Annotated in this window: 20 protein-coding genes; all 20 read left to right on the top strand. The window is 33.6% G+C overall.

Annotated elements, in window-relative coordinates; translation table 11 throughout:
- Positions 1–1,581 carry an aldolase catalytic domain-containing protein gene (locus tag LN893_RS15380; RefSeq protein WP_229971599.1) on the top strand — a complete coding sequence of 527 codons (1,581 nt, stop codon included), beginning with the start codon at positions 1–3 and terminating at the stop codon, positions 1,579–1,581.
- Positions 1,547–2,248 (top strand): acylneuraminate cytidylyltransferase family protein, encoded by a 702-nt coding sequence (locus LN893_RS15375; RefSeq protein WP_229971596.1) that lies wholly within the window; start codon positions 1,547–1,549, stop codon positions 2,246–2,248. The genes LN893_RS15380 and LN893_RS15375 overlap by 35 nt, the downstream gene beginning before the upstream one ends.
- Positions 2,249–2,278: 30 nt before the next feature.
- Complete coding sequence (locus tag LN893_RS15370; RefSeq protein ID WP_229971592.1) at positions 2,279–2,896, top strand: HAD family hydrolase; 618 nt, start codon at positions 2,279–2,281, stop codon at positions 2,894–2,896.
- Between the two features lie 170 nt (positions 2,897–3,066).
- On the top strand, positions 3,067–3,954 hold the full coding sequence (locus tag LN893_RS15365) for a 6-hydroxymethylpterin diphosphokinase MptE-like protein (protein ID WP_229971590.1): 888 nt from the start codon (positions 3,067–3,069) through the stop codon (positions 3,952–3,954).
- Positions 3,955–4,216: 262 nt separating this feature from the next.
- Complete coding sequence (locus LN893_RS15360) at positions 4,217–5,395, top strand: glycosyltransferase family 4 protein (RefSeq protein ID WP_229971587.1); 1,179 nt, start codon at positions 4,217–4,219, stop codon at positions 5,393–5,395.
- The gene (locus tag LN893_RS15355) at positions 5,388–6,266 is read left to right on the top strand and encodes a glycosyltransferase family 2 protein (RefSeq protein WP_229971585.1); all 879 of its coding nucleotides are present in this window, start codon (positions 5,388–5,390) and stop codon (positions 6,264–6,266) included. Before LN893_RS15360 ends, LN893_RS15355 begins: the two co-directional genes overlap by 8 nt.
- Positions 6,263–7,096, top strand: a complete 834-nt coding sequence (locus LN893_RS15350) for a DUF5672 family protein (RefSeq protein WP_229971583.1) — start codon at positions 6,263–6,265, stop codon at positions 7,094–7,096. The genes LN893_RS15355 and LN893_RS15350 overlap by 4 nt, the downstream gene beginning before the upstream one ends.
- 88 nt (positions 7,097–7,184) lie before the next feature.
- Positions 7,185–8,105 carry a glycosyltransferase family 2 protein gene (locus LN893_RS15345; RefSeq protein ID WP_229971581.1) on the top strand — a complete coding sequence of 307 codons (921 nt, stop codon included), beginning with the start codon at positions 7,185–7,187 and terminating at the stop codon, positions 8,103–8,105.
- Positions 8,080–9,147 (top strand): hypothetical protein, encoded by a 1,068-nt coding sequence (locus tag LN893_RS15340; protein ID WP_229971578.1) that lies wholly within the window; start codon positions 8,080–8,082, stop codon positions 9,145–9,147. Before LN893_RS15345 ends, LN893_RS15340 begins: the two co-directional genes overlap by 26 nt.
- Before the next feature lie 15 nt (positions 9,148–9,162).
- A complete protein-coding gene (locus LN893_RS15335; protein ID WP_255710081.1) occupies positions 9,163–10,098 on the top strand; it encodes a glycosyltransferase family 2 protein in 936 nt (311 codons plus the stop codon).
- Positions 10,085–11,125 carry a glycosyltransferase gene (locus LN893_RS15330; RefSeq protein WP_229971574.1) on the top strand — a complete coding sequence of 347 codons (1,041 nt, stop codon included), beginning with the start codon at positions 10,085–10,087 and terminating at the stop codon, positions 11,123–11,125. The genes LN893_RS15335 and LN893_RS15330 overlap by 14 nt, the downstream gene beginning before the upstream one ends.
- A gap of 43 nt (positions 11,126–11,168) precedes the next feature.
- The gene (locus LN893_RS15325; RefSeq protein WP_229971572.1) at positions 11,169–12,314 is read left to right on the top strand and encodes a glycosyltransferase family 4 protein; all 1,146 of its coding nucleotides are present in this window, start codon (positions 11,169–11,171) and stop codon (positions 12,312–12,314) included.
- A gap of 40 nt (positions 12,315–12,354) precedes the next feature.
- Positions 12,355–13,488, top strand: a complete 1,134-nt coding sequence (locus tag LN893_RS15320; RefSeq protein WP_229971570.1) for a glycosyltransferase family 4 protein — start codon at positions 12,355–12,357, stop codon at positions 13,486–13,488.
- Positions 13,489–13,510: 22 nt separating this feature from the next.
- Entirely contained in the window at positions 13,511–14,593 is a 1,083-nt protein-coding gene (locus LN893_RS15315; protein ID WP_229971569.1) for a glycosyltransferase family 4 protein, read from the top strand.
- Between the two features lie 418 nt (positions 14,594–15,011).
- The gene (locus tag LN893_RS15310; protein ID WP_229971568.1) at positions 15,012–16,307 is read left to right on the top strand and encodes an O-antigen ligase family protein; all 1,296 of its coding nucleotides are present in this window, start codon (positions 15,012–15,014) and stop codon (positions 16,305–16,307) included.
- Positions 16,308–16,457: 150 nt separating this feature from the next.
- Entirely contained in the window at positions 16,458–17,402 is a 945-nt protein-coding gene (locus LN893_RS15305; RefSeq protein WP_229971567.1) for a glycosyltransferase family 4 protein, read from the top strand.
- A 212-nt stretch (positions 17,403–17,614) separates the two neighbouring features.
- Positions 17,615–18,805 carry a glycosyltransferase gene (locus LN893_RS15300; protein ID WP_229971566.1) on the top strand — a complete coding sequence of 397 codons (1,191 nt, stop codon included), beginning with the start codon at positions 17,615–17,617 and terminating at the stop codon, positions 18,803–18,805.
- Positions 18,795–19,355 (top strand): WcaF family extracellular polysaccharide biosynthesis acetyltransferase, encoded by a 561-nt coding sequence (locus LN893_RS15295; RefSeq protein WP_229971565.1) that lies wholly within the window; start codon positions 18,795–18,797, stop codon positions 19,353–19,355. Before LN893_RS15300 ends, LN893_RS15295 begins: the two co-directional genes overlap by 11 nt.
- Positions 19,356–19,394: 39 nt before the next feature.
- Positions 19,395–20,138 carry a glycosyltransferase family 2 protein gene (locus tag LN893_RS15290; RefSeq protein WP_229971564.1) on the top strand — a complete coding sequence of 248 codons (744 nt, stop codon included), beginning with the start codon at positions 19,395–19,397 and terminating at the stop codon, positions 20,136–20,138.
- A gap of 30 nt (positions 20,139–20,168) precedes the next feature.
- Positions 20,169–21,491 (top strand): nucleotide sugar dehydrogenase, encoded by a 1,323-nt coding sequence (locus LN893_RS15285; protein WP_229971563.1) that lies wholly within the window; start codon positions 20,169–20,171, stop codon positions 21,489–21,491.
- The last annotated feature ends 220 nt before the right edge of the window (positions 21,492–21,711 follow it).

The raw sequence follows: 21,711 nt of genomic DNA, 5'->3' as shown, positions 1-21,711 counted from the left end.
ATGGGCCTTAATATAAAAATACTTGATTGTACTTTAAGAGACGGAGGGTATTATACTAACTGGGATTTTGATAAAGCCCTTGTGGAGCAGTATGTGTCTTCTATAAATCAACTTCCAATTGAATACCTTGAAGTAGGTTACCGTAGCATTCCGAAGAAAGGGTATTTAGGAAAGTATTTTTACTGTCCTATATACGAACTAGAATATATAAGAGAACTGTCTGAAAAGAAGTTAGTTCTAATCTTGAACGAAAAAGATACAAAACTTGAATATCTCAATAACCTTTTGCTACCTGTAAAGGGGCTTGTGCATATGATTCGGATGGCAATAGACCCACAAAACATAGCTCATGCTTTGTTATTGGCAGCAAGAATTAAGGAAATGGGTTTCGAAGTTGGATTCAATGTAATGTACATGTCAAAGTGGAAGGAGTACGTTGGCTTTTTCGATGAACTACAAAAGCTTGATGGAATTGTGGATTATTTTTACATGGTTGATTCCTATGGTGGCGTTTATCCAAGCGACGTTATTGAAACAATTTCCCTTATTAAACAGAATTCAAAATGTAAGATTGGTTTTCATGGACATAATAATTTGGAGTTAGCTTTAATTAACTCAATTACAGCCATTGAACATGGAGCAGACATAGTTGATTCAACTGTACTAGGAATGGGAAGAGGGGCGGGAAATCTTAAAACTGAACTATTACTTAGTGTTTTAAATTCTAAATATGAGTTGAGAGTAGATTTCAATGCAGTCGGAAATGCAGTAAACGCATTTCAGGGTTTATTAGCTAAGCATCAATGGGGGACAAATTTACCATACATGATTTCTGGCTCTAATTCCTTACCTCAAAAGGATGTTATGGAATGGGTAACCGCTCGTTTCTATTCATTCAATAGTATAATAAGAGCATTACAAAATCAGAAGGATAAACTAATCGATAATGAGCAGCTACCTAAGTTCAAACCTTCGAAGTCTTTCACGAAAGTAGCTATAATTGGTGGAGGCAAAAATGCTGTTGATCATGCTAAGGCAGTAAGGCAGTATATTGAAGCCGATAAAAATATATGTATTATTCATGCTAGCTCTAAAAATGCATCATTTTATAGTGGAATAAATGTTGATCAATACTTCTGCCTTGTTGGAAATGAAGGGCATCGGCTGGAACGGGTTTTCAAAGATTTAGGGGATTTTGTAGGAAAATGTATTCTTCCTCCTTTTCCACGCAAAATGGGAACATATATTCCTCCTAATGTTTATGAACGGAGCTTTGAACTCGATAAGGTAGATTTCACAAATAAACTAACAGATTCTCATACTGTACTGGCATTACAGGCTGCTATTGATCTAAAAGCTGAAGAAATATTTTTTGTGGGATATGACGGGTACCAAGAGGTACCAGTTACTCAGCTTGAAAGAATGCTTGCCAATGAGAATGAAGTACTCTTTACTTGTTTCAAAGAGTATTTTGGAAAAGATCTTGTCTCTTTGACACCAACACAATATCAAGGATTAACCGTAAACTCAATTTATTCTTTATTATATGAACGAGAAGGTAGTGTTTTTTCTTCCCACTAGAAAAGGAAGCGAAAGGGTGATTGACAAAAATACTAGGAAGTTTAGTATAGAGGAAAATGGAATTTTGGGTTTGAAAATTAAACAATTATTAAAAGTTAATGGTATTGATGAAATAATTGTTTCAACAAATGATCCTAGAACAAAAGAAATTGCTAAATCTTTTGAATCTAATCGTATAAATATAATTGAAAGGCCTGAACATTTATGTCTATCCTCAACTAAGCTTGATGATTTAATTAATTATGTTCCTACTGTTACTGATGCGGAACATATTTTTTGGGTACATACTACGTCTCCTTTTGTTACTGAAGAAGATTATGCAAAAGCACTTATAAGCTATCAAAAAAATTTGTTAGAAAATGAGTTTGATAGTATGATGAGTGTATCAAAAAAACACGAATATCTTTGGGATGCTGAAAATAATGGCTTTTTAAACCTTGATAGGAGCAATATCAAATGGCCGCGTACTCAAGATATAAAGCCATTTTATGAACTGAATCACGCTTTCTTTATTAATAGTAGAGATAATTATATCAAATATAATGACAGAATAGGCAAAATGCCTTTTTTATACGAATTACCTAAAATAAAATCTTTTGATATTGATTGGATGGATGATTTTGAATTAGCAGCAGCTATTTATGAAATTTCAGTTAATTCTAAATAAGCAACTATCTGATTATTAAATGCCTTTGCTTTGAAAATAGAAAATATTTTATTCGACTTTGATGGCGTTATCATGGACTCTATGCCTGTTCGTGATAAAGGTTTTAAATTAATTTTTAAAAATTACCCAGCAGAACTAGTTCAGGCGCTTATATCATATAATAATTTGAATGGAGGGTTGTCTCGTTATGTTAAAATAAGGTATTTCTTTGAAGAACTGTTATGCGAACCGATTTCAGAAGAGGCCGTTATGATATTAGCAGCTCAGTTCTCTGATGCGATGCGAACAGAATTATTAAACCCAACACTCCTAATCAAAGATACCGTTGCTTTTATCGAAGCAAACTACACCAGATTCAATATGCATGTAGTATCTGGCTCTGATCAAAATGAACTTCAATTTATTTGCTCGGAATTAGGATTAAAAAAATATTTTAAATCAGTTCATGGTTCTCCTACACCTAAAGATACACTTATAGCGGAATTGATGAACAATTACAAATACGATAACCTAGAGACAGTTTTAATAGGGGATTCTATCAATGACTATGCAGCTGCTGAAAACAACTCGATAGTATTCTTTGGTTATAATAATGCTGCATTAAATAATTGCCGTTACATCCATAGTTTTCAAGATATTCATTTTTAAAAATAAGTAAACTACCTTTTATTAAGATTCATTGTGAGTATTTTTTCCTTATGCTCCTCCAATAGCTTGATGTACAGGTGTTTTAATATGATATTTGTGCTACTACAAGATGTTTTAATTGTTAGAACTTTAAACTAATATAAAGATAAAGGATATTATTTGCAGGAGCTATGAGATTTAGTAATATTAGAAACAGCATAAGATACACAAAGAATCAACTAAAAATTGTAAACATTAATAGTAAGTATTTTTTAGGAACTAGAATAATTTTAAAAAAGGGTTTAATACCATGGGTTGATTTTTATCCAGGCTATAAAGATGAACTTTTGAAGTTAAGAAATAAATATCTAGATAAAAGATGTTTTATTATTGGTGGTGGTCCAAGTTTAAATTCAATGAATTTAACGCCATTAAAAGATGAGTTAACAATAGGATTGAATGGTGTTTTCAAGAAATTTCCGTCACTAGGATTCACTACGAATTTTTTAATGGCAGAAGACGAAAACGTAGTAAAAAGTTATGGTGATGCATACGGTAAATTAGATAACATAACAAAATTATTTGCACTACATAATTCCAAGTACATTGATAACACCAAAAGTACAATTTTTTTTAATACAAATTTTCCTGCCGATAATGTATATTGGCAAAATGGACGAGAGTTTTCTAAATACTTTTTTCATATTGCCTACCTTGGGGGAACAATAACATACTTAGCTTTACAATTTGCTTATCTCTTAGGTTGTAAAGAAGTATATCTTTTAGGTATTGATTTTAGCTATGGTGACAGGTATATGAAGAAGTACTCGAATTTACAAGGACAGGAAGTTGTAGTTGATGAAGAAATGCTTGAGATACTTAAGGAGAGTTACTTTGACCCAAGCTACATTAGTTTAAAAACAGGTGATTTAATCAATGTTCCAAATTGGGACATACAAAAGCAATCCTTCGAAAAAGCTCGTCAAGTATTTGAGGAATCTGGGCGAAAAATATACAATGCTGGTATCCAAAGCAAATTGGATGTATTTGAAAAAGTTAATTTTATCAGTTTGTTTTAATAAAATACCTCTTGAACTATTTTGTAATTTTTAATTATAATTAGTATTAGTCGTAAACAATATTTGTACATACTACGGCACAAATTCTAACATTTGCTTTTAATTTAATACTGCATGAAGGTAGTTTATGAAAAATGATTTATAGTGTAAAGGTTTAATATTTATATGAAATTAGAATTCTTGTCTAGATAATTAAGCACTACTGATTCAGTTTTATAAAAGCCTGATTTCAAAATATTAGTATATTTGATTTATTCTAAAAATGTGCAAAATACTATTTATTTCTCATGATGCCTCCAGAACAGGTGCGCCTATAGTGCTTCTGCATCTTCTAAAATGGTTGAGTAAAAAGGGAATACAAATAACTGTTCTTTTAAAAAAAGGAGGTGAATTAGAATTAGAATTTAATGAGGTTGCCCCAACTTACAAGTTATGTAAAGACACAGCAGCACAACAACACATCGCTGTTAGAGGAGTAAATAAAATTAGACGGAAGCTATTTCCTCAATCTCAGAATTTTATTGACACTCTTCCCAAAGAGCTCATAAATGAGTCATTTGATTTGATTTATCTAAATACTATTGTTTCCTTGGATTTAGCTCCACTGTTAAAACATCATTATAAGTGCCCAGTATTGGCTCATGTTCATGAAAATGAATATACAATTAGCTATTATTATCCCGAATTCCTTAATGGTAATAATATCAGCGCTGTTGATAAGTTTATTGCTGTTTCGAAAAGTACTAAAGAAAATCTAATACTTAACCATTCAATAAAGGGAAGTAAGATAAGTTTGATATACGAATGTATTGATATCAAACAAGTAAAGCAGCCTAACTATAAAGCTGTTCAACAAATAAAGGAGGAGTTAAATCTAGAAGGGAAATTTATTATTGGGGGTAGTGGATTAACATCTTGGCGTAAGGGTGTTGATCTTTTTGTCCAACTTTCAAACATGATTAATTCTCTTCGGCCCAACAATGATATCAAAATGGTTTGGGTTGGAGCTATTACGCATGAGTTTAAGCATAATTGGATGTATGAGAGTAAGCGCTTGAATTTAGAAAACAATATAATATTTACTGGTTCTCAATCCAATCCAGAGGACTATTTCCACCTGTTCAATGTTTTTGCGCTTACTTCAAGGGAAGATCCATTTCCTTTGGTTGCATTGGAAGCCGCTGCTCAAGCTAAACCCATTATCTGTTTTGAAGAATCTGGAGGAATACCAGAATTATTAGCAGAAGGTGGTGGAATTATGGTTCCTTACGGTAATGTACAATCTATGGCTGATCAAATATTATATCTATACGATAATCCAAGTGCTCAGGTAAAATTAGGGAAGGAAGTTGAACAAAGGGTCCAGCATTTTGATGTTGAAGTTATTGGTCCACAAATCTTATTAGTCACTGAAAATTTAGTCAAAAACAGTTATGCCTAAGGTTTCTGTAATAATTCCAAACTATAATCATGCTAGATTTTTAGAACAAAGGATTGACTCAGTGCTTGCTCAGTCATTTAAAGATTATGAAGTTATTATTTTAGATGATTGCTCTACTGATAACAGTAAAGATGTAATTGAAAGGTATAGAAACCATTTTAAAGTAAGTCATATAGTATATAATACAAAAAATTCTGGAAGCCCTTTTTCACAATGGAGAAAAGGTGTAGAACTTGCAGAGGGAAAATATATTTGGATTGCTGAAAGTGATGATTATAGTGACACACTTTTTTTAGAAACTCTACTACCTGAATTTACTGATGCAAATGTTGGTATTGCATTTTGTTCTTCCCATTGGATAGATGATTTTGGTTTAATAAAAGATGATTTATCTATATATAAAAAGTCTTTTAAAGCCTCAGGACAAAAAATATACATTAATGAAATGGTATATAACTGTACCATTCAAAATGTTAGCTCAGCGATAATTAGAAAAAGTGTTATTTCAAATCTTTTAAACAAGTTAACTACATTTAAATATTGTGGAGATTGGATTCTGTATTCCGATATTCTGACACGTAGTATTCTTAGTTTTAATGAATCAAAACTCAATTATTTTAGATGGTATCATAATAATACCTCCAACCAAGCTGTAAAACTTGGTAAATGGACAGATGAAGGAGTACATGTATTACAATTTCTACCTCAAAGTAAATCCTTAACGTTAGGTAAAATCTTTAACTTATATAAGTTTTGGAATAGAAGAATTAATAATATCAACGATTATATAAGAAGAGTTAAGATAAAAAAATATTTGCTCTTTTACTGTTCAAAAGGTGTATTTAGCACTTTTTTAAAGTACAAACAATGAAATTATATAAACCTGTAGTTGTTATACCTTTACATTCCTCTACACCTTCCAAAGAAGAATTATTATCTTTTAAACAATGTTACAAAATTCTTGCAAAACATGATATAATTATAGTTCATCCTGCAGGATTAGATTTATCAGCCTACAAAAAAATTCAAGATAAACTAAAAACTCTTCCTATTGATCCAATTTGGCAATCTAGTTTAGAAAATTATAACAGACTTAAGTGTAGCAGTTTTTTCTACAACCTCTTTTCTGAGTATAATTATCTTCTAACTTATGAACTGGATGCTTTTGTGTTTAAGGATGAACTTGACTTCTGGTGCGAAAAAGGGTATAGTTATATTGGGGCGCCCTGGTTTGTAGGTTATGCAAATCCTATTACTCCATACAAATTCAAAGGTGTAGGAAACTCTGGTTTTTCTTTAAGGAACATTCAAATATGCTCTGTAATTCTTAGTCGAATTGAATTGATAAAAAAGATTGTTATATTCTATAATAGTGTAAAACTTGATGCAGTTTTTCCATTTGCTACTTTTTTGCGACTAAGTCCTTTAAAATATTTTTTTAAAATAATCAAAACTCACAACGTTCCTAATTTGATATCAAAAAAATATGTACACGAAGATCTATTTTGGGCGGATTGGATTTCAGGTACATTCTCTGATTTCAAAGTAGCTACATATGAGGAGGCAATGCGATTTAGTTTTGAAGTGAATCCAGAATTTTTATATTTAGAGAATAATAAAGAACTTCCATTTGGATGTCATGCATGGCTGAAGTATAACCCCCTTTTTTGGAAAAAATTTATCACAAATATTTTAGTATAAGTCACATCGCATTGTAAAAATTTTGTATTGTACAAACTAAAAGTTTTAATGGGAGTAGCAGTATATAAATCAAAAATTAACAATTGCAATGTTGTTAAGTAAGTTACCTAAAACAGATAATCTTGGCTGGCCTTGGAATGAAGAAACTGATTCAGCTATTTATGCTAATAAATGCAGTTGGCCTAAAATCTCTATCGTAACTCCTTCTTTTAATCAAGGTCAGTTCATTGAAGAAACAATTCGATCTGTCCTGCTTCAAAATTATCCGAATCTGGAGTACATTATAATTGATGGTGGAAGTACTGATAATACTGTTGAAATAATTAAGAAATATGAACAATGGATAACTTACTGGATAAGCGAATCTGATAATGGACAAAGTGATGCAATAAATAAAGGTTTAAAGCTTGCAAGCGGAGAGGTTCTTAATTGGCTAAACAGTGATGACTTTTTAGCTAATGATGCGTTATTTCATATTGGATCAGAGGATTGGAATAGTGAAGTTGGGGCTGTTGTTGGAACAGGCCATAAAGTCAATGACGAGGGTGTTGTACTTTACACGCCTAAACTATCTGAATTATCTACAGAGGCTTTTTATAACTGGATTGATCATGGTCATTTTATGCAACCAGCGTGCTTTTTCAGTAGAAATGCATGGTTGAGTTGCGGTCCTATAAATGAACAGCTATTTTTCTGTATGGACGTTGAACTTTGGATAAAGATATCAAAAATGTTTATTTTTAAACGTATATTCCATAGTATAGCTTTTGCTCATGCACATTCAAATGCTAAGACTACAGCCTTTGTAGACAAGATGAAAATTGAAACGTATATGATGGTAGCAGCTAATGGTAATTTTACTTTAGGACGAAATCTGCTATATGAATTTCTTGAAAGAAAAGTTGAAAGGAATTCTTTAAAACATATTTTAGGAAGGCTAAAGCATAATATAGTAACAAGTTTAAAAAGCTTTATTTTTTTCAATGAAGATATTAATAGCAGTTCCTAACAATACAGAAAATTCATACACTGACGATTTAGCAAAAGGCCTTTCTTTATTGACCGAATGTAAGACGAGTATATTTGAATTTTGGTGTGAAAATAATTTTTATGATGTTGTTCATATTCATTGGCCAGAAATTCTATTTGAATGGAAGGAGCCAACGGATAAACAACTTAATCTACTTGAGAGTAGATTACAGCATTGGTCAAAAAAGGCGAAAATAATTTGTACGAGGCATAACCTTCATCCTCATTATAGAGATACTAAGGCATTTTTAAAGTTGTATGACATAGTTTATTCATATTGTAACGGAGTAATACATTTAGGTGAATTTAGTAAAACTGAATACTTAACGCGCTACAAAAATAACTATTTTATAAGGCCACAACAGCAATTTGTTATTCCTCATCAACTGTATCCAAATCTACCTAATTTGCACAGTGTTACATCTGCACGAAAAAAAATTGGAATCGGTAAGGAGCAGAAGGTTATGTTAGTGTTTGGTGCACTTCGTGACAAAGAAGAGTTTGACATTGTTCTTGACTCTTTCAGAAATCTCAATATAAAAAATAAGTGTCTAATTGCTAACAGGTGGTATACTCACAAACAAATTGGATTTAGAAATCCATTAGCAAAATTTAAACAGTTTAGACAAGATGTTAGTTTTGCCTTTAACAGCAGTTATAAACTTTTCAATAAGTTCACAACACGGGAAGAAAACGAGATTCTTTTCAAAACTTCAAATGTGGTGCTTATACCAAGAAAGAAAGCTTTAAATTCAGGTAACCTAGCTTTAGGTTTTGGTTATGGAAAAGTTGTTGTTGGTTCTAGTTTTGGCAACATTGGGGAAATATTGCAGAGGACTGGGAACCCTACCTATAATGATTATGATCATGTTTCAGTTTCTAATGCGATTGAAAGAGGTTTCGAACTTGATAAAGGGGGGCAAGGGGGGAAAAACTTGATGTATGGGTTAAATCATTGGAATCTTGAGTTGATCTTAGAACTTCATTTAGATGCTTATAACTGTTTATATAATAAATCATAGCTGAAATTCTTATTTATGCTAATATCAGTTATTATTCCATGCTATAACGTGCAATCATTTATTAGTGATTGTGTAGCATCAGTTCAAAACCAAACTTATAAAGATATAGAAGTTATATGTGTTGATAATAATTCTACTGATGATACTTGGCCTCTTCTTGAAACAATAAAAAGTCCAAGATTTAATTTAATTATTTCAAATGAGTCAAAAAAAGGAGCTCCTGCTGCACGTAATAAAGGATTAAGTATTGCAAAAGGAGAATGGATACAATTTCTTGATGCCGATGATATGCTGGAGCCAAATAAAATTGAACATCAACTAAATACCATCTTGAAAGTTAAAAGTGAAGTTTCTTTTCTTGCTGGAGCACATTATCTAAATAGACATGATGGTTTAAATACGATTTCTGTTCCAAATGATGAAAACGTTTGGGTTGCACTTGCCAACGTTAATCTTGGAATTACAAGTTCAAACTTATTTAATAAGAAATATATAGATAAGATAGGCGGTTGGGATGAGAATCTGAAGAGTAGTCAGGAATACGATCTTATGTTTCGGCTATTAAAAGAAAATGATTATATAGCTTATGATCCAGAACCTTTAACAGTAATAAGAAGAAGAGAGGGCTCAATAACTACCACAAATCTGAAATCGAACATAAAGAGACGCATAGAACATTTGTACTCCGTGTATAACTATGTTAAAGACATTAAAGTAGATGGAGAGACAGAAAATCAAGTAGCTCAAGCTTTATTTGAGGTTATAAAGGAGCTTTATAGGTATGACAGTAAAGCCAGCCTATTATATATGAAACATACTTTAGGCTTTAACTTTATACCTAAAGTAAGTCCTGCAATTACTGATGCTTACTTGAAGTTTCATAAAATTTTAGGTTATAAATTATCAAATGAAATTTTAAAATTAATAAAAGGATCACATGCAGCAGATTAACCATGTAGTCCTGAGTACGCATTATAAACATCACTCTGAACTTGGTGGGTATGATCAGTTGGCAAAATATACTGAACCAACTGCCATAATTGGTATCAATGAACATACACCACCAAATATGTTATTAAGAAAGTATAAGTGGGTTTATGAGTATATAGCGAAGTATAAATTTAACCCTCAAGTAGTACATATATATTATGCTGAAGAATATCTCAGATTTTCTCCTTATTTGTTTTCTAATATTCCAGTAGTAGCTACTTTTCACCAGCCCCCCGAAAATCTGGAGCAAGAAGTAGTGTATGGTGATTATAGTGGAAGAATTGGTAAGATTACTCACTCTATAACAAAAGGTAGATTCAACAAACTTGCTGCTGCAATTATACTGGAAGAGAACCAACGAGCAGTCCTTGAAAAGGTGATGCCTAAAGAAAAGATTCACTTAATTCCTCATGGTATTCATCCTAGCCTTTTTAAGGGCTATGCTGCTGAACAAGAGAAGAAGCATATTCTTACTGTAGGTAACTGGCAACGGAATTGGGAGCTTTATGAAGAGGTTTTGAGTAGGTTCCTTCAAAGTAAACCTTATTTGAAATTTGTTCTGGTTAACAGAAGTTTGCCAGATGATATTTTAACTAAGTTAAATAAGTACCAGAACTTTAAGTACACGAGAGAGGTAAGCGATAGTGAACTAGAATATTTTTACAGAACTGCCTATTGCTTGTTTCTTCCTCTCTCATCCGCTACAGCAAACAATTCACTCATTGAAAGTCTGGTTTATGGTTGTCCTGTAGTAACATCTAGTGTTTTTAGTTCAAATTATCCATTCAAAGGAAACTATATTTCTTTTGAGCAGACCCTTGATGATTTTGTGAATCAAATAAACAGCTTTGTTTTGTTAACCGAGAAACAGAGGCATGATATAGCTACAACTGCTCTTCAGGATGTATCTATTATCAAATGGCCACAAATTGCTGAGCAAGTTCTGCAACTCTATATAAGCGTAGCTAAGCCCAAAATCATACTATAGCTACAAAGCTTTAGAAGGGATCAAAAATCCAAATACATATTATATGAGCAAAATTATTGTTGGCACTCATGCAGCAGGATATAATCCTAAAAGGAATTTTATTGATTTACCTTTAAGCGATTACGAGGTTCAAAAAAAAAAAGATTTTTTAAAAGTACCAGCTCATGTATATTTCAAGTTAAAGAAGAAAAGTCATCCTTTTCTCTCAAATCTTTTTTATGATATAGGTCTGAATAATGTACCACTTTATCATTTTTTTAATGCTATTAACATAGGCAATATACCTTGGGTAACAACTTTTGAGCATTATTTACCTAGAGGCGCTCACAGACCAGATGTGTTCAAGCATGAGAAGTGGTATATTGCTTTTGCTACTCAAAGGCTTATGCATAACAGTTGCAAAAGAATGGTTGCTATGAGTCAGTTTGCGTATGATGCACAGCTTAACTTCTTATATGAATATGGTGACTTTGTTGAAGAACTAAAACAAAAAATGGTTGTATTACACCCACAACAACCAAAGCTTATTGATTCAATTGATCAAAAAAAAACAGCAGGTGATTGCATTACTTTTACAATCACTGGATCTGATTTCTTTCGTAAAGGTGGAAAGGAAATACTCAGAGTTTTTAGTAAATTACTAGATGAAAAGCAACCTGTTAAGCTGAATATTGTCTCTGATTTACAATTTGGAGATTATGCTTCAAGAGCGACTAAAGAAGATCAGATATTGGCAATGAACATAATAAATAAATATAAACAGATAGAACATTATAACCAACTCCCTAATATTAGTGTTTTAGAGGTACTAAGAAAGACAGATGTAGGTTTGCTGCCAACTTACGATGAAACATACGGCTATTCCGTCTTAGAAGCACAGGCGGCTGGTTGTCCTGTTATTACAACAAATGGAGCAGCTCTTTCTGAGATTAATAATAACGATATTGGGTGGCTTATTGAAGTCCCACTTGTAGAAGATAATCGATCAATACCACGCACTAAAGAAGCTAAAGAAATATTTTCTGAAATTGTTGAAGGTCAATTGGATGCTATAGTTAGAAGTATAATTGAAGATAGGAACGTTATTATGAAAAAAGGTGCGAAAGCTCTGCAAAGAATAGAAGAGGAGCACTGCCCTTTCAAGGTGGCTAAAATTCTAGAAACTATTTATGATGCAGCTCTAAGGTAGTAATATCAATGAGCCATTGTATTAATAATATATTTAATCCATGAAAGTTGCTTTACTTACTGATGGGATTTATCCTTACGTTCTAGGTGGAATACAAAAGCATTCATACTACTTAGCTAAATATCTGGCTAGACAAAAGGTGTATGTAGACTTGTACCATACAGGGCCAAAAGAAGCTGATGTAGCTGATTTGAATGGCTTTACAGGAGATGAACTTTCTTATATTACTACAATTTTTATTCCATTTCCGTCCCTTGGTAAATTTCCAGGCCATTACATTGCAGAATATTATAAATATTCAACCTATCTATACAGTGCCTTAATCTCTAATGAACCTGTTGATTTTATTTATGCACAGGGATTTACAGGTTGGAAAGTTGCACAGGAAAAGAAAAGAAGCAAAATGCTTCCTTTAATGGGAGTAAACTTTCATGGAGTAGAGATGTTTCAACAAGCTCCAAATTTCTATGTAAAACTACAGCATCAGTTGCTAAGGCTACCCGTTAAAAGTATCTCAAAAAATACCGATTATATTTTCTCCCTTGGAGGAAAGCTTAATGCCATTCAACATAAGCTTACTGATAAGCCTATTATTGAAATACCTATTGGAATAGAGAAGGCATGGATTTCATCGCTAGATTTTTCTTCAAAGAATAAAATAAGAAAACTTATTTTTATTGGACGCTATGAAAGAAGAAAAGGGATTGAAGAACTTCTTGAAGTATTAAAGCAACTTATTTTAACTTATGAATTCGAGTTTGTTTTTATTGGACCAATACCTGAAGAAAAAAAAATTTATTCCGATCAAATAAAATATTTAGGACTAATAAAAGATGAAGAAAAAGTTAAAGCAGCTCTTCAATCTGCTGATATACTTGTGTGTCCTAGTTATTCAGAAGGAATGCCTACTGTTATATTAGAAGCGATGGCTTGTGGTTTAGCCGTTATAGCAACCGATGTAGGCGCTGTTAATAAACTTATTTCAACGGAAACAGGCTGGTTAATAACACAAGGTAGTGTATTGGCATTGAAAGAAAGTATCACTTCAGCTTTAACAATTTCTGAAAATGAACTTATCAGGTTAAAAATAAATGCTCAGCAATTAATAATAAAAAATTATACCTGGAACAATATAATAGAAAGAACAATTTCTGTTATCAAGAATTTAATTTAGTTTTTTTTTAAATTAATAAAATATGAAAAAGATTTTAATCATTTCTTCTGGGTTAGATAATGTAAGAAGAGGGTATGAAACACATGCACGTCAATTATTTAGTGCTTTGTCTAAAGATTCTGAAGCAGAAATATCTTTTAAAATTTTTTTGATTAAACGTACTGGTTCTAAAGAAGAAAGGGAATATTCGACTAATACTCCTAGTAGAGAATCATGGGTTACAAATTTTCTATCAAGATATAGAGGAACTAAATTGTATTGGGAAAGTTTGTTTGTTGCTTTATGGACAATAAAGTTTTTGATTCTACAAAAAAAAGTATCAACAATTTATTGTCAAGAACTAATAGTTTGTAAAATTTTAAACTTCTATAAACACTTCTTTAAAAGAAAATTTAAAATCATCATAGGCCATGGAGTATGGATGAAGCCAGAAGAATATATACATTCAGCAGATTTAGTTCATGAAGTTAATTTTGAAAACTATAACCAGTCTAAAAATTTACATCACAATGTTGTATTAGCACCACATTTTTTGAAATGTTCAGAAATTATTTTGCTTGACAATACAGAAAAAGCAGAAATAAAAAAGAAATATAACATCAAAACTAATAAGGTTGTTCTTTCTGTAGGTAGAATTGATAGAGATCATAAAAGGATGGACTATTTGATTGATGAAATATCCTTATTAGATGAAGAATGGTCTTTAGTGATTTGTGGTCAAGGGGATGCTAACATCATTAACAAAGGCAATATACTTTTAGGAGAAAGATTTGTGAATATTTTTCTTCCAGAAACAGAACTAAAGCAAATGTATGCAATTGCAGATGTATTTGTGCTATGCTCAATAAATGAAGGATTTGGTATTGTTATTATTGAAGCCATGCGACAAGGCTTGCCAGTTGTTCTTCATAATAGGGAACTGTTTAGATGGATTTTAAGAAGTGATGATACATGTATAGATATGACTAAAAAAGGTAGTGTTACTAATTTCTTACTTCATAATGAGCATATACTTACCTTTTACGGATTATCTAATAGAAATAAATTCCTTAAATATTACTCTTGGGATTCTGTTAAAGAAGATTATAAAAAGATGCTATCGTAGAATATAAGATATAGCTGTATCTGTTGGTTCTTTAATTATTTTATATTAAACATTCAATTTGTGAGACATAGCCTAACTTTACTTATCAGCAGGTCTAATACCTAAAAATGTAGGAAGGTTTCTTAAGAAGAGTTTTACTCAAAGTTTCTACGTTTTTCAAAAAAATGTAAGTGAATGAGTTATCTAATTTTTTGTTCCTGTATTTACCAATATCATTCTTTACAAAATATTATATAGTTTTACTTAGTATTACTAGAGGTGTAATAATTGAACAAGCAGGGTGCTGAAAAATATATCTTTTAACAACTTTATTAAGACATAGATTATCAAACATACAAGGACAATAAGACCAACAACTAACATATCATCTTTACCTACAACAGTTGATAAAAGAAATATACTAGCTTTTATTGTAATTTTGGTTTTATCAGGAGTTATTCTTAATAACTTAGTAATTCCTTTATTTGCTGTTACTGCTATATGGCTAATTAATCGAGGACAATACGTTGAATTGTTTACAGGCTTTTTTATTACGCTTGTTCTTTCTGATAGCTTTTTGCATTACTTTGCTTTTGCCGCTACACTAAAAGCTGTATATATTATTATATTATTGTTACCACTTTTCTTTGAAAGAAGGAACATTAATCTCGATTTATCTATATCTTACCATAAGAATTTCATCTTATTTTTCCTCTTTGCCACTTTCTGTATTCTTTTTAGCCCAGCTGTTTCTGTTGCTGTTCAGAAAACGTTGTCATACTTGCTGCTTTTAGTGGTAGTTCCTATTTATTTTGTTGGATTATATAGATTATATGGTAATGCGTTTCTGAAACTATATGTGTATGCTGGAGCTTTAGTTTTAGTAGCCTGCTATATAATGTATATAGTTAACCCCTCGTATGCTATTTATTTCCATACAGGACGTGCAAGAGGAATTTTTGGCAACCCTAATGGCTTGGGGATGTATTCTTTTGTTTATTTTGTGTCTTTTTATACTATAAACTATCATTTCCCTAGGCTCTTAACAAAAAGAGAAAGACTAGCTTTTTTCTTGCTTCCAGTATCGTGTTTAATATGGAGTGGATCTCGTGGACAAACACTTTCAGCCTTGTTTTTTTTACTTTCACAGTATACCTTTAGAAAGAGCTTTTACTTAGGATTATTTATTTCTCTTGCAGCTGTATTTTCAATTTCCTTTATAGAAATTGATATACCTGCAATTCTGTCTTCCTTAGGCTTAGGTGATTTTGCTCGTGTTGATACTATCGAGAAAGGTAGCGGAAGAACAATTGCCAGAGATTTTGCATGGCAGCATATCCAACAAAGCTTTTGGGTGGGCAAAGGCTTTAGCTATACAGAATATTTATTTCATTTACCTGAAAGTGAGGCTCTGTTCATGAAGCTTGGTCATATTGGCAACTCTCATAATGCTTTTCTTACAGTATGGCTTGATACAGGTTTGATAGGTTTGGTGCTGTTCCTGCTTGGGTGGGCTTCAATATTCTTCAAAGCTTCTAGAAAGTCTGAATTGACGTTACCCATTGTTTTTGCCGTCGTTGCCTCTAATATGGTTGAGTCCTGGTTAATTGGATCTTTAAATCCTTTCACCATACAACTTATTATTTTGCTAACAATTCTAATCTTTATCAAAAGAGATAATGGGAGAATTACTGCCAAAGATGATGACTTGCCAAGTTTAGCAAAAATTAAGTAATTAGGTACAAGAAGTTGTTTCAGCTCTCCAAAAAATAAAATGTCTACTTTGAAATTTGTTTTTCTATACACCGAAATCGCTAACTACTTCATTAGCTGTGTAACAGAATTGGCTAATTTGGATGTAGAGATTCATGTGGTGCGTTGGCCTGTGAACAAAGAGGCTCCTTATGCTTTCCGCTTACCTGAGAAGGTGCGGTTTTATGAAAAAAAAGACTTTAGTAAGGAGGAGCTTCTTGTTTTTGTCTCTGAACTAGACCCTGATTTCCTGTTTGTGTGCGGGTGGATGGATAAGGACTATTTGAGTGTTGCAAGAAAATTCAGAAACAACATACCGGTAGTTTCTGGTTTGGATAATCAGTGGCAAGGAACGCTCAAGCAAAGGGTGGCTTCTGTGGTGTCCAAATTTACATTGCATAAATATTTTTCGCATATTTTTGCGGCAGGCAAGCCCCAGGTAAAATTCGCTAATAACTTAGGTTTTCATGCCGAACAGGTTCTTACTGGATACTATTCTGCCGATGTGCCGTATTTTAGGAAGTACTATTCGCAAAACAAAGGGCAGAAGGAGAAGTTTCCAAAACGCTTTATTTATGTTGGAAGATATGTGCCCGAAAAAGGGCTCTTAGATTTATGGGATGCCTTTGTTCAGCTTCAGGCGGAGTATCCCAATGATTGGGAGCTATGGTGTATTGGTACGGGGCCATTAGTTGAAGATGCCATCCAGCACCCTAAAATAAAGCACTTTGGCTTTGTACAGCCTTATGACCTGGGCAAATATCTTTCAGATACAGGAGTATTTGTGCTGCCATCGCATTATGAGCCTTGGGGAGTAGTAGTGCATGAGTTTGCTGCTGCAGGATACCCTCTTTTATGTTCGACTAAGGTAGGGGCGGCAACTGAATTCCTTCAAAATAATGTAAATGGGTATTTGTTTAAATCTGGAAATAAAACAGAACTCAAGAAAGCTTTACTTAATTTTGTTAAACTTTCAGATCTGGAATTGAATAAAATGGGAGATATAAGTGCTGAAGAAGCTTTGCGTATTACCCCTGAAATATGGTCTCGCAGATTGTTATCATTAGTTAACAAATGATAATTGCCTCTTCAAGAAAGGTAATCTATGGCAATGTCTACGTTTTCAATTCTGATCAACATTGTCTTTTAGTTTTTAACATAATGCTGTAAATTCTATTGTTCCTGTTAATATTTTTTTTCTTATAAATTGAGTTTATCCTATGGTGCTTGTTGGTTCTAGGATACTATTTAAGTAGCAGTACTAAATGCTACTTACGCATTTATCATCTCATGAAGATTCTCTATATAACTCCATATTATAAGCCTTCGTGGTTTTATGGAGGTCCACCAAAATGCATTTCAGAGCAGGCAGAATATTTAGTAGCTCACTTAGGAGTAAAATTGGATGTCCTGACACTTAATGTAAACGGCGGCTCCTTTCCATTCCAGCCTGCAGATCAGGTGCATGTAAAAATTATAGATGGTGTAACAGTACATTATCTGCCTCTTAGCAGTTCATCTTTAGGTAAGAAATATTTCTATAGTGAGGAGTTTAACACATATGTAGAGCGCTTCAAGGAGTATGATCTTGTGCATGTGCATACACTTTTTAATTATTACTCCAAAGAGGGTATGTCCTTTGCTGTTTCGCATAATATACCTCTTGCTGTAACGCCACACGGTATGCTCGACCAGTACTCGCTGACTCGCACGGCTTGGTTAAAGAAACTGCACCGCTTGTTCTTTGATAACCGCCTTTTACCGAAAGCAAGTTTTCTGCAGTTTACAACCACTAGTGAGCTAGAAAATTCTGATGTGCCCGCTGGCATACATCCTGTTATTATACCTATTGGCTTTAACTTCAAAGAAGATGGAGCCTCTAAAATAGAAGAAGTTAAAGAACCACAAGAAACGGAAGCTCTGAAAATGATTTTTCTTGGAAGGATAAATCGTAAGAAGGGATTAGCATTGCTCTTGAAGGCATTAGCCATTCTAAAGCCCAGACTGAAATCCAAAGTTCTTGTTGATATATACGGAGAGGATGACGATAACCATTTAGTAGAACTCTTGGCGATAAAAGAAGATTTCAAACTTGATAATGTAACTTTCAAGGGAAAGTTAGATCCTGCTCATAGAGAAAAAAAAATGGCGCAATATGATTGCCTTGTTCTTACGAGCTATCAAGAAAACTTTGGCCTTGTAGTGGTGGAGGCCCTTGAGGTGGGGAAACCTGTTATGATCTCCGATAAAGTTAATCTTGCAGATTTTGTGCTGGAGCATGATTGTGGTTGGGTTACGGAACTTAAGGAGGACGCGATATCCAGTGCAATCAAAGCCATACTTGAAACACCCCGAGAACTCAGGTATGTGAAGGGAAGCAACGGAGCCTTGGCAGTAAAGAAGCACTTCTCATTGCAAGATGTTTCGCGGCAGTTACATTATGAATATTTTACTGCAATAGGGCAAGCAGATGCAAAATAAAGGCAGAGTTGATCTTTCAGCTTACGACAATAGCTGGTTTAACACAGGTGCAGGTGCTTTAAAAAGAGCGATTTGGTTTTTTGTTAATGCTCTGTTTTTTGTGAATCCGTTTAACCCAATAAGTTCTGTTAAAGTTCTGCTCTTAAGAGCTTTCGGAGCTAAAGTAGGAGCAGGAGTTGTCATCAAGCCTGGAGTTAATGTTAAGTATCCTTGGCTCTTAACTATAGGAAATTATGTTTGGATTGGCGAAAATGTGTGGATTGACAATCTAACTTCTATTGTAATTCAGGATAATGTGGTACTGTCGCAAGGGGCAATGCTATTAACTGGCAGCCACAACTATAAGAAGGCAACATTTGATCTGCAGATCGGTGAAATTATGTTGCAGGAAGGCTGTTGGATAGGAGCCCAAGCCACTGTATGTCCAGGAGTTACATGTGGTAGCCATAGTGTTTTATCAGTAGGTTCTGTGGCCACCAAAGATTTAGAAGCTTATACTATTTATCAAGGCAATCCTGCTATTCCTAAAAGAACACGAGAAATTTTATAATTTACTCTTTATCTTTAAGCTTTGCCATCTATTTGAGCTGTGAAAGTTTCCATTATCACCATCGTCTATAACAACCGAGAAACTATAGCTGACGCTATTAATTCTGTCCTAAACCAGTCTTATCCTGATATAGAATATATTGTGGTGGATGGCTTATCTACTGACGGTACCGTGGAAGTGATTAGAAGCTATGGCCATAAGATCTCGAAGTTTGTTTCTGAAAAGGATGAAGGCTTATACGATGCCATCAACAAAGGGATAAACTTGGCTACTGGCGATGTTATTGGTCTGCTACATTCTGATGACTTGCTGAGTTCACCTGATACCGTAGCTACCATTGCAAAAGCATTTGAAGAAGAGGATGTAGATAGTGTATATGGAGACCTTCTTTATGTTCAGAAGCAAGATATTTCTAAAGTGGTACGTAACTGGATTTCTGGGCATTATAAGAGGACAAACTTCTTATATGGATGGATGCCGCCACACCCCAGTTTTTATGTAAAGCGTACCTGTTATAAGAGTTACGGCCTTTATAATACTGATTTTAAAAGTGCTGCTGACTATGAACTCATGCTGCGTTACCTTTACAAGCATAAATTATCTACCTATTATATTCCAAAAGTCTTAGTGCGCATGCGTGTGGGCGGCAAAAGCAATGCTACATTAAAGAATAGGCTAAGGGCAAATCAGGAAGATTATAATGCCTGGCTTGTAAATGGCCTAAAGCCGCACTTTTACACACGTATTTTAAAACCGCTTCGAAAGCTAGTACAGTTTATTTAACTTCCAACGTTCAAACTTATAAGCCACTGCATGCACTCTGATCATGTTACCCATGTTATTCCTGATACTAAAATAGCTGTTATAGGCCTTGGTTATGTAGGACTTCCGTTAGCCATTGAATTCGCGAAGAAGTATTCCACGGTGGGCTTTGAGGTAAATGAGGTAAGGTTACAGGAGTTGATTGAAGGCAAAGACCGTACTTTAGAGTCAAATGCAGGTGATTTAACCTCTGTTATTCGTAAAGGAAATACAGCTTCAGAAGAAAATGCAAGTTTGCAGTTAACTTCAAAAGGATCTGATTTGCGCTTGTGTAACACATTTATAGTTACAGTTCCTACACCTTTAGACAAATCAAAAACCCCTGACTTAAAGCCATTACTTCATGCGAGTGAACTAGTTGGGTCTGCTCTTAAACCTGGTGATCTTGTTGTTTATGAATCTACAGTTTACCCAGGATGTACTGAGGAGGACTGTGTGCCAGTGCTTGAGAGAGTATCTGGTTTAGTTTTCAATAAAGACTTTTTTGTAGGCTATTCTCCTGAACGAATAAACCCTGGAGACCCTATTCATAAACTGACAACCATAAAGAAGCTCACCAGTGGCTCCACACCTGAAGCGGCTACTCGTGTAGATAATTTGTATGCGTCCATTATTGAGGCGGGTACTTTTAAAACAGTCAGTATAAAAGTTGCAGAAGCATCTAAGGCCATCGAAAATGCACAGCGAGATATAAATATTTCTTTCATGAATGAACTAGCGTTAATATTTGATAAATTAGGTATAGATACGCAAGATGTACTGGAAGCTGCCCGAACAAAATGGAATTTTGTTCCTTTTTCACCTGGTCTTGTAGGAGGTCATTGCATCGGCGTAGATCCGTACTATTTGGCACACAAAGCGCAGGCAGTTGGCTATCATCCAGAGGTAATCCTTTCGGGCCGTAGGGTAAATGACAATATGGGTTCCTTTGTGGCGAACAAGGTAATAAAGCTCATGATTAATAAAGACATCAAAATAAAAGGTGCCAAAACATTGATATTAGGCTTTACCTTCAAAGAAAATTGTCCTGATGTGCGCAATACACGTGTAGTAGATATATATCAGGAACTAATCCAGTTTGGACTTGAAGTTGATATCGTAGATCCTTGGGCAAATATAGATGAGGTGCTGCATGAATATGACATCACCATACAAAACAAGCTTGATCAATCTGTTGTTTATGATGCTATTGTAGTAGCTGTGGCTCATAATGAATTCCTTAGCTTCGATTATAAGAAATTTAGAAGCAATAACGCTGTTATTTTCGATACGAAAGCATGTTTAGATAGAAGTCTGGTGGATGGCAGGCTGTAATAAGTGATCTAAAACAAAAGCTAAAAGAGGCAGGAGGATATATTCTCCTGCCTCTTTTGCCTTATGCTTGTTTAATAGAATCCCGTTAATGAATAGTAGGCATACAAAAAACACCCTTTGCTTCTTCTAGGACTCATCATAAAGAGAAAAAAGTAGGTTAATTTGCTGGTGCGAGCTTGTAGCCTTATCTTGTTTCATAACTTTCGTAGAAATAGCTATA

The sequence above is a fragment of the Pontibacter harenae genome (assembly GCF_020907245.1).
In the GTDB taxonomy this organism is placed as follows: Bacteria; Bacteroidota; Bacteroidia; order Cytophagales; family Hymenobacteraceae; genus Pontibacter; species Pontibacter harenae.
The sequence above is the reverse complement of the archived record's forward strand: the minus strand, read 5'-3'. Positions and strand labels throughout refer to the sequence as shown.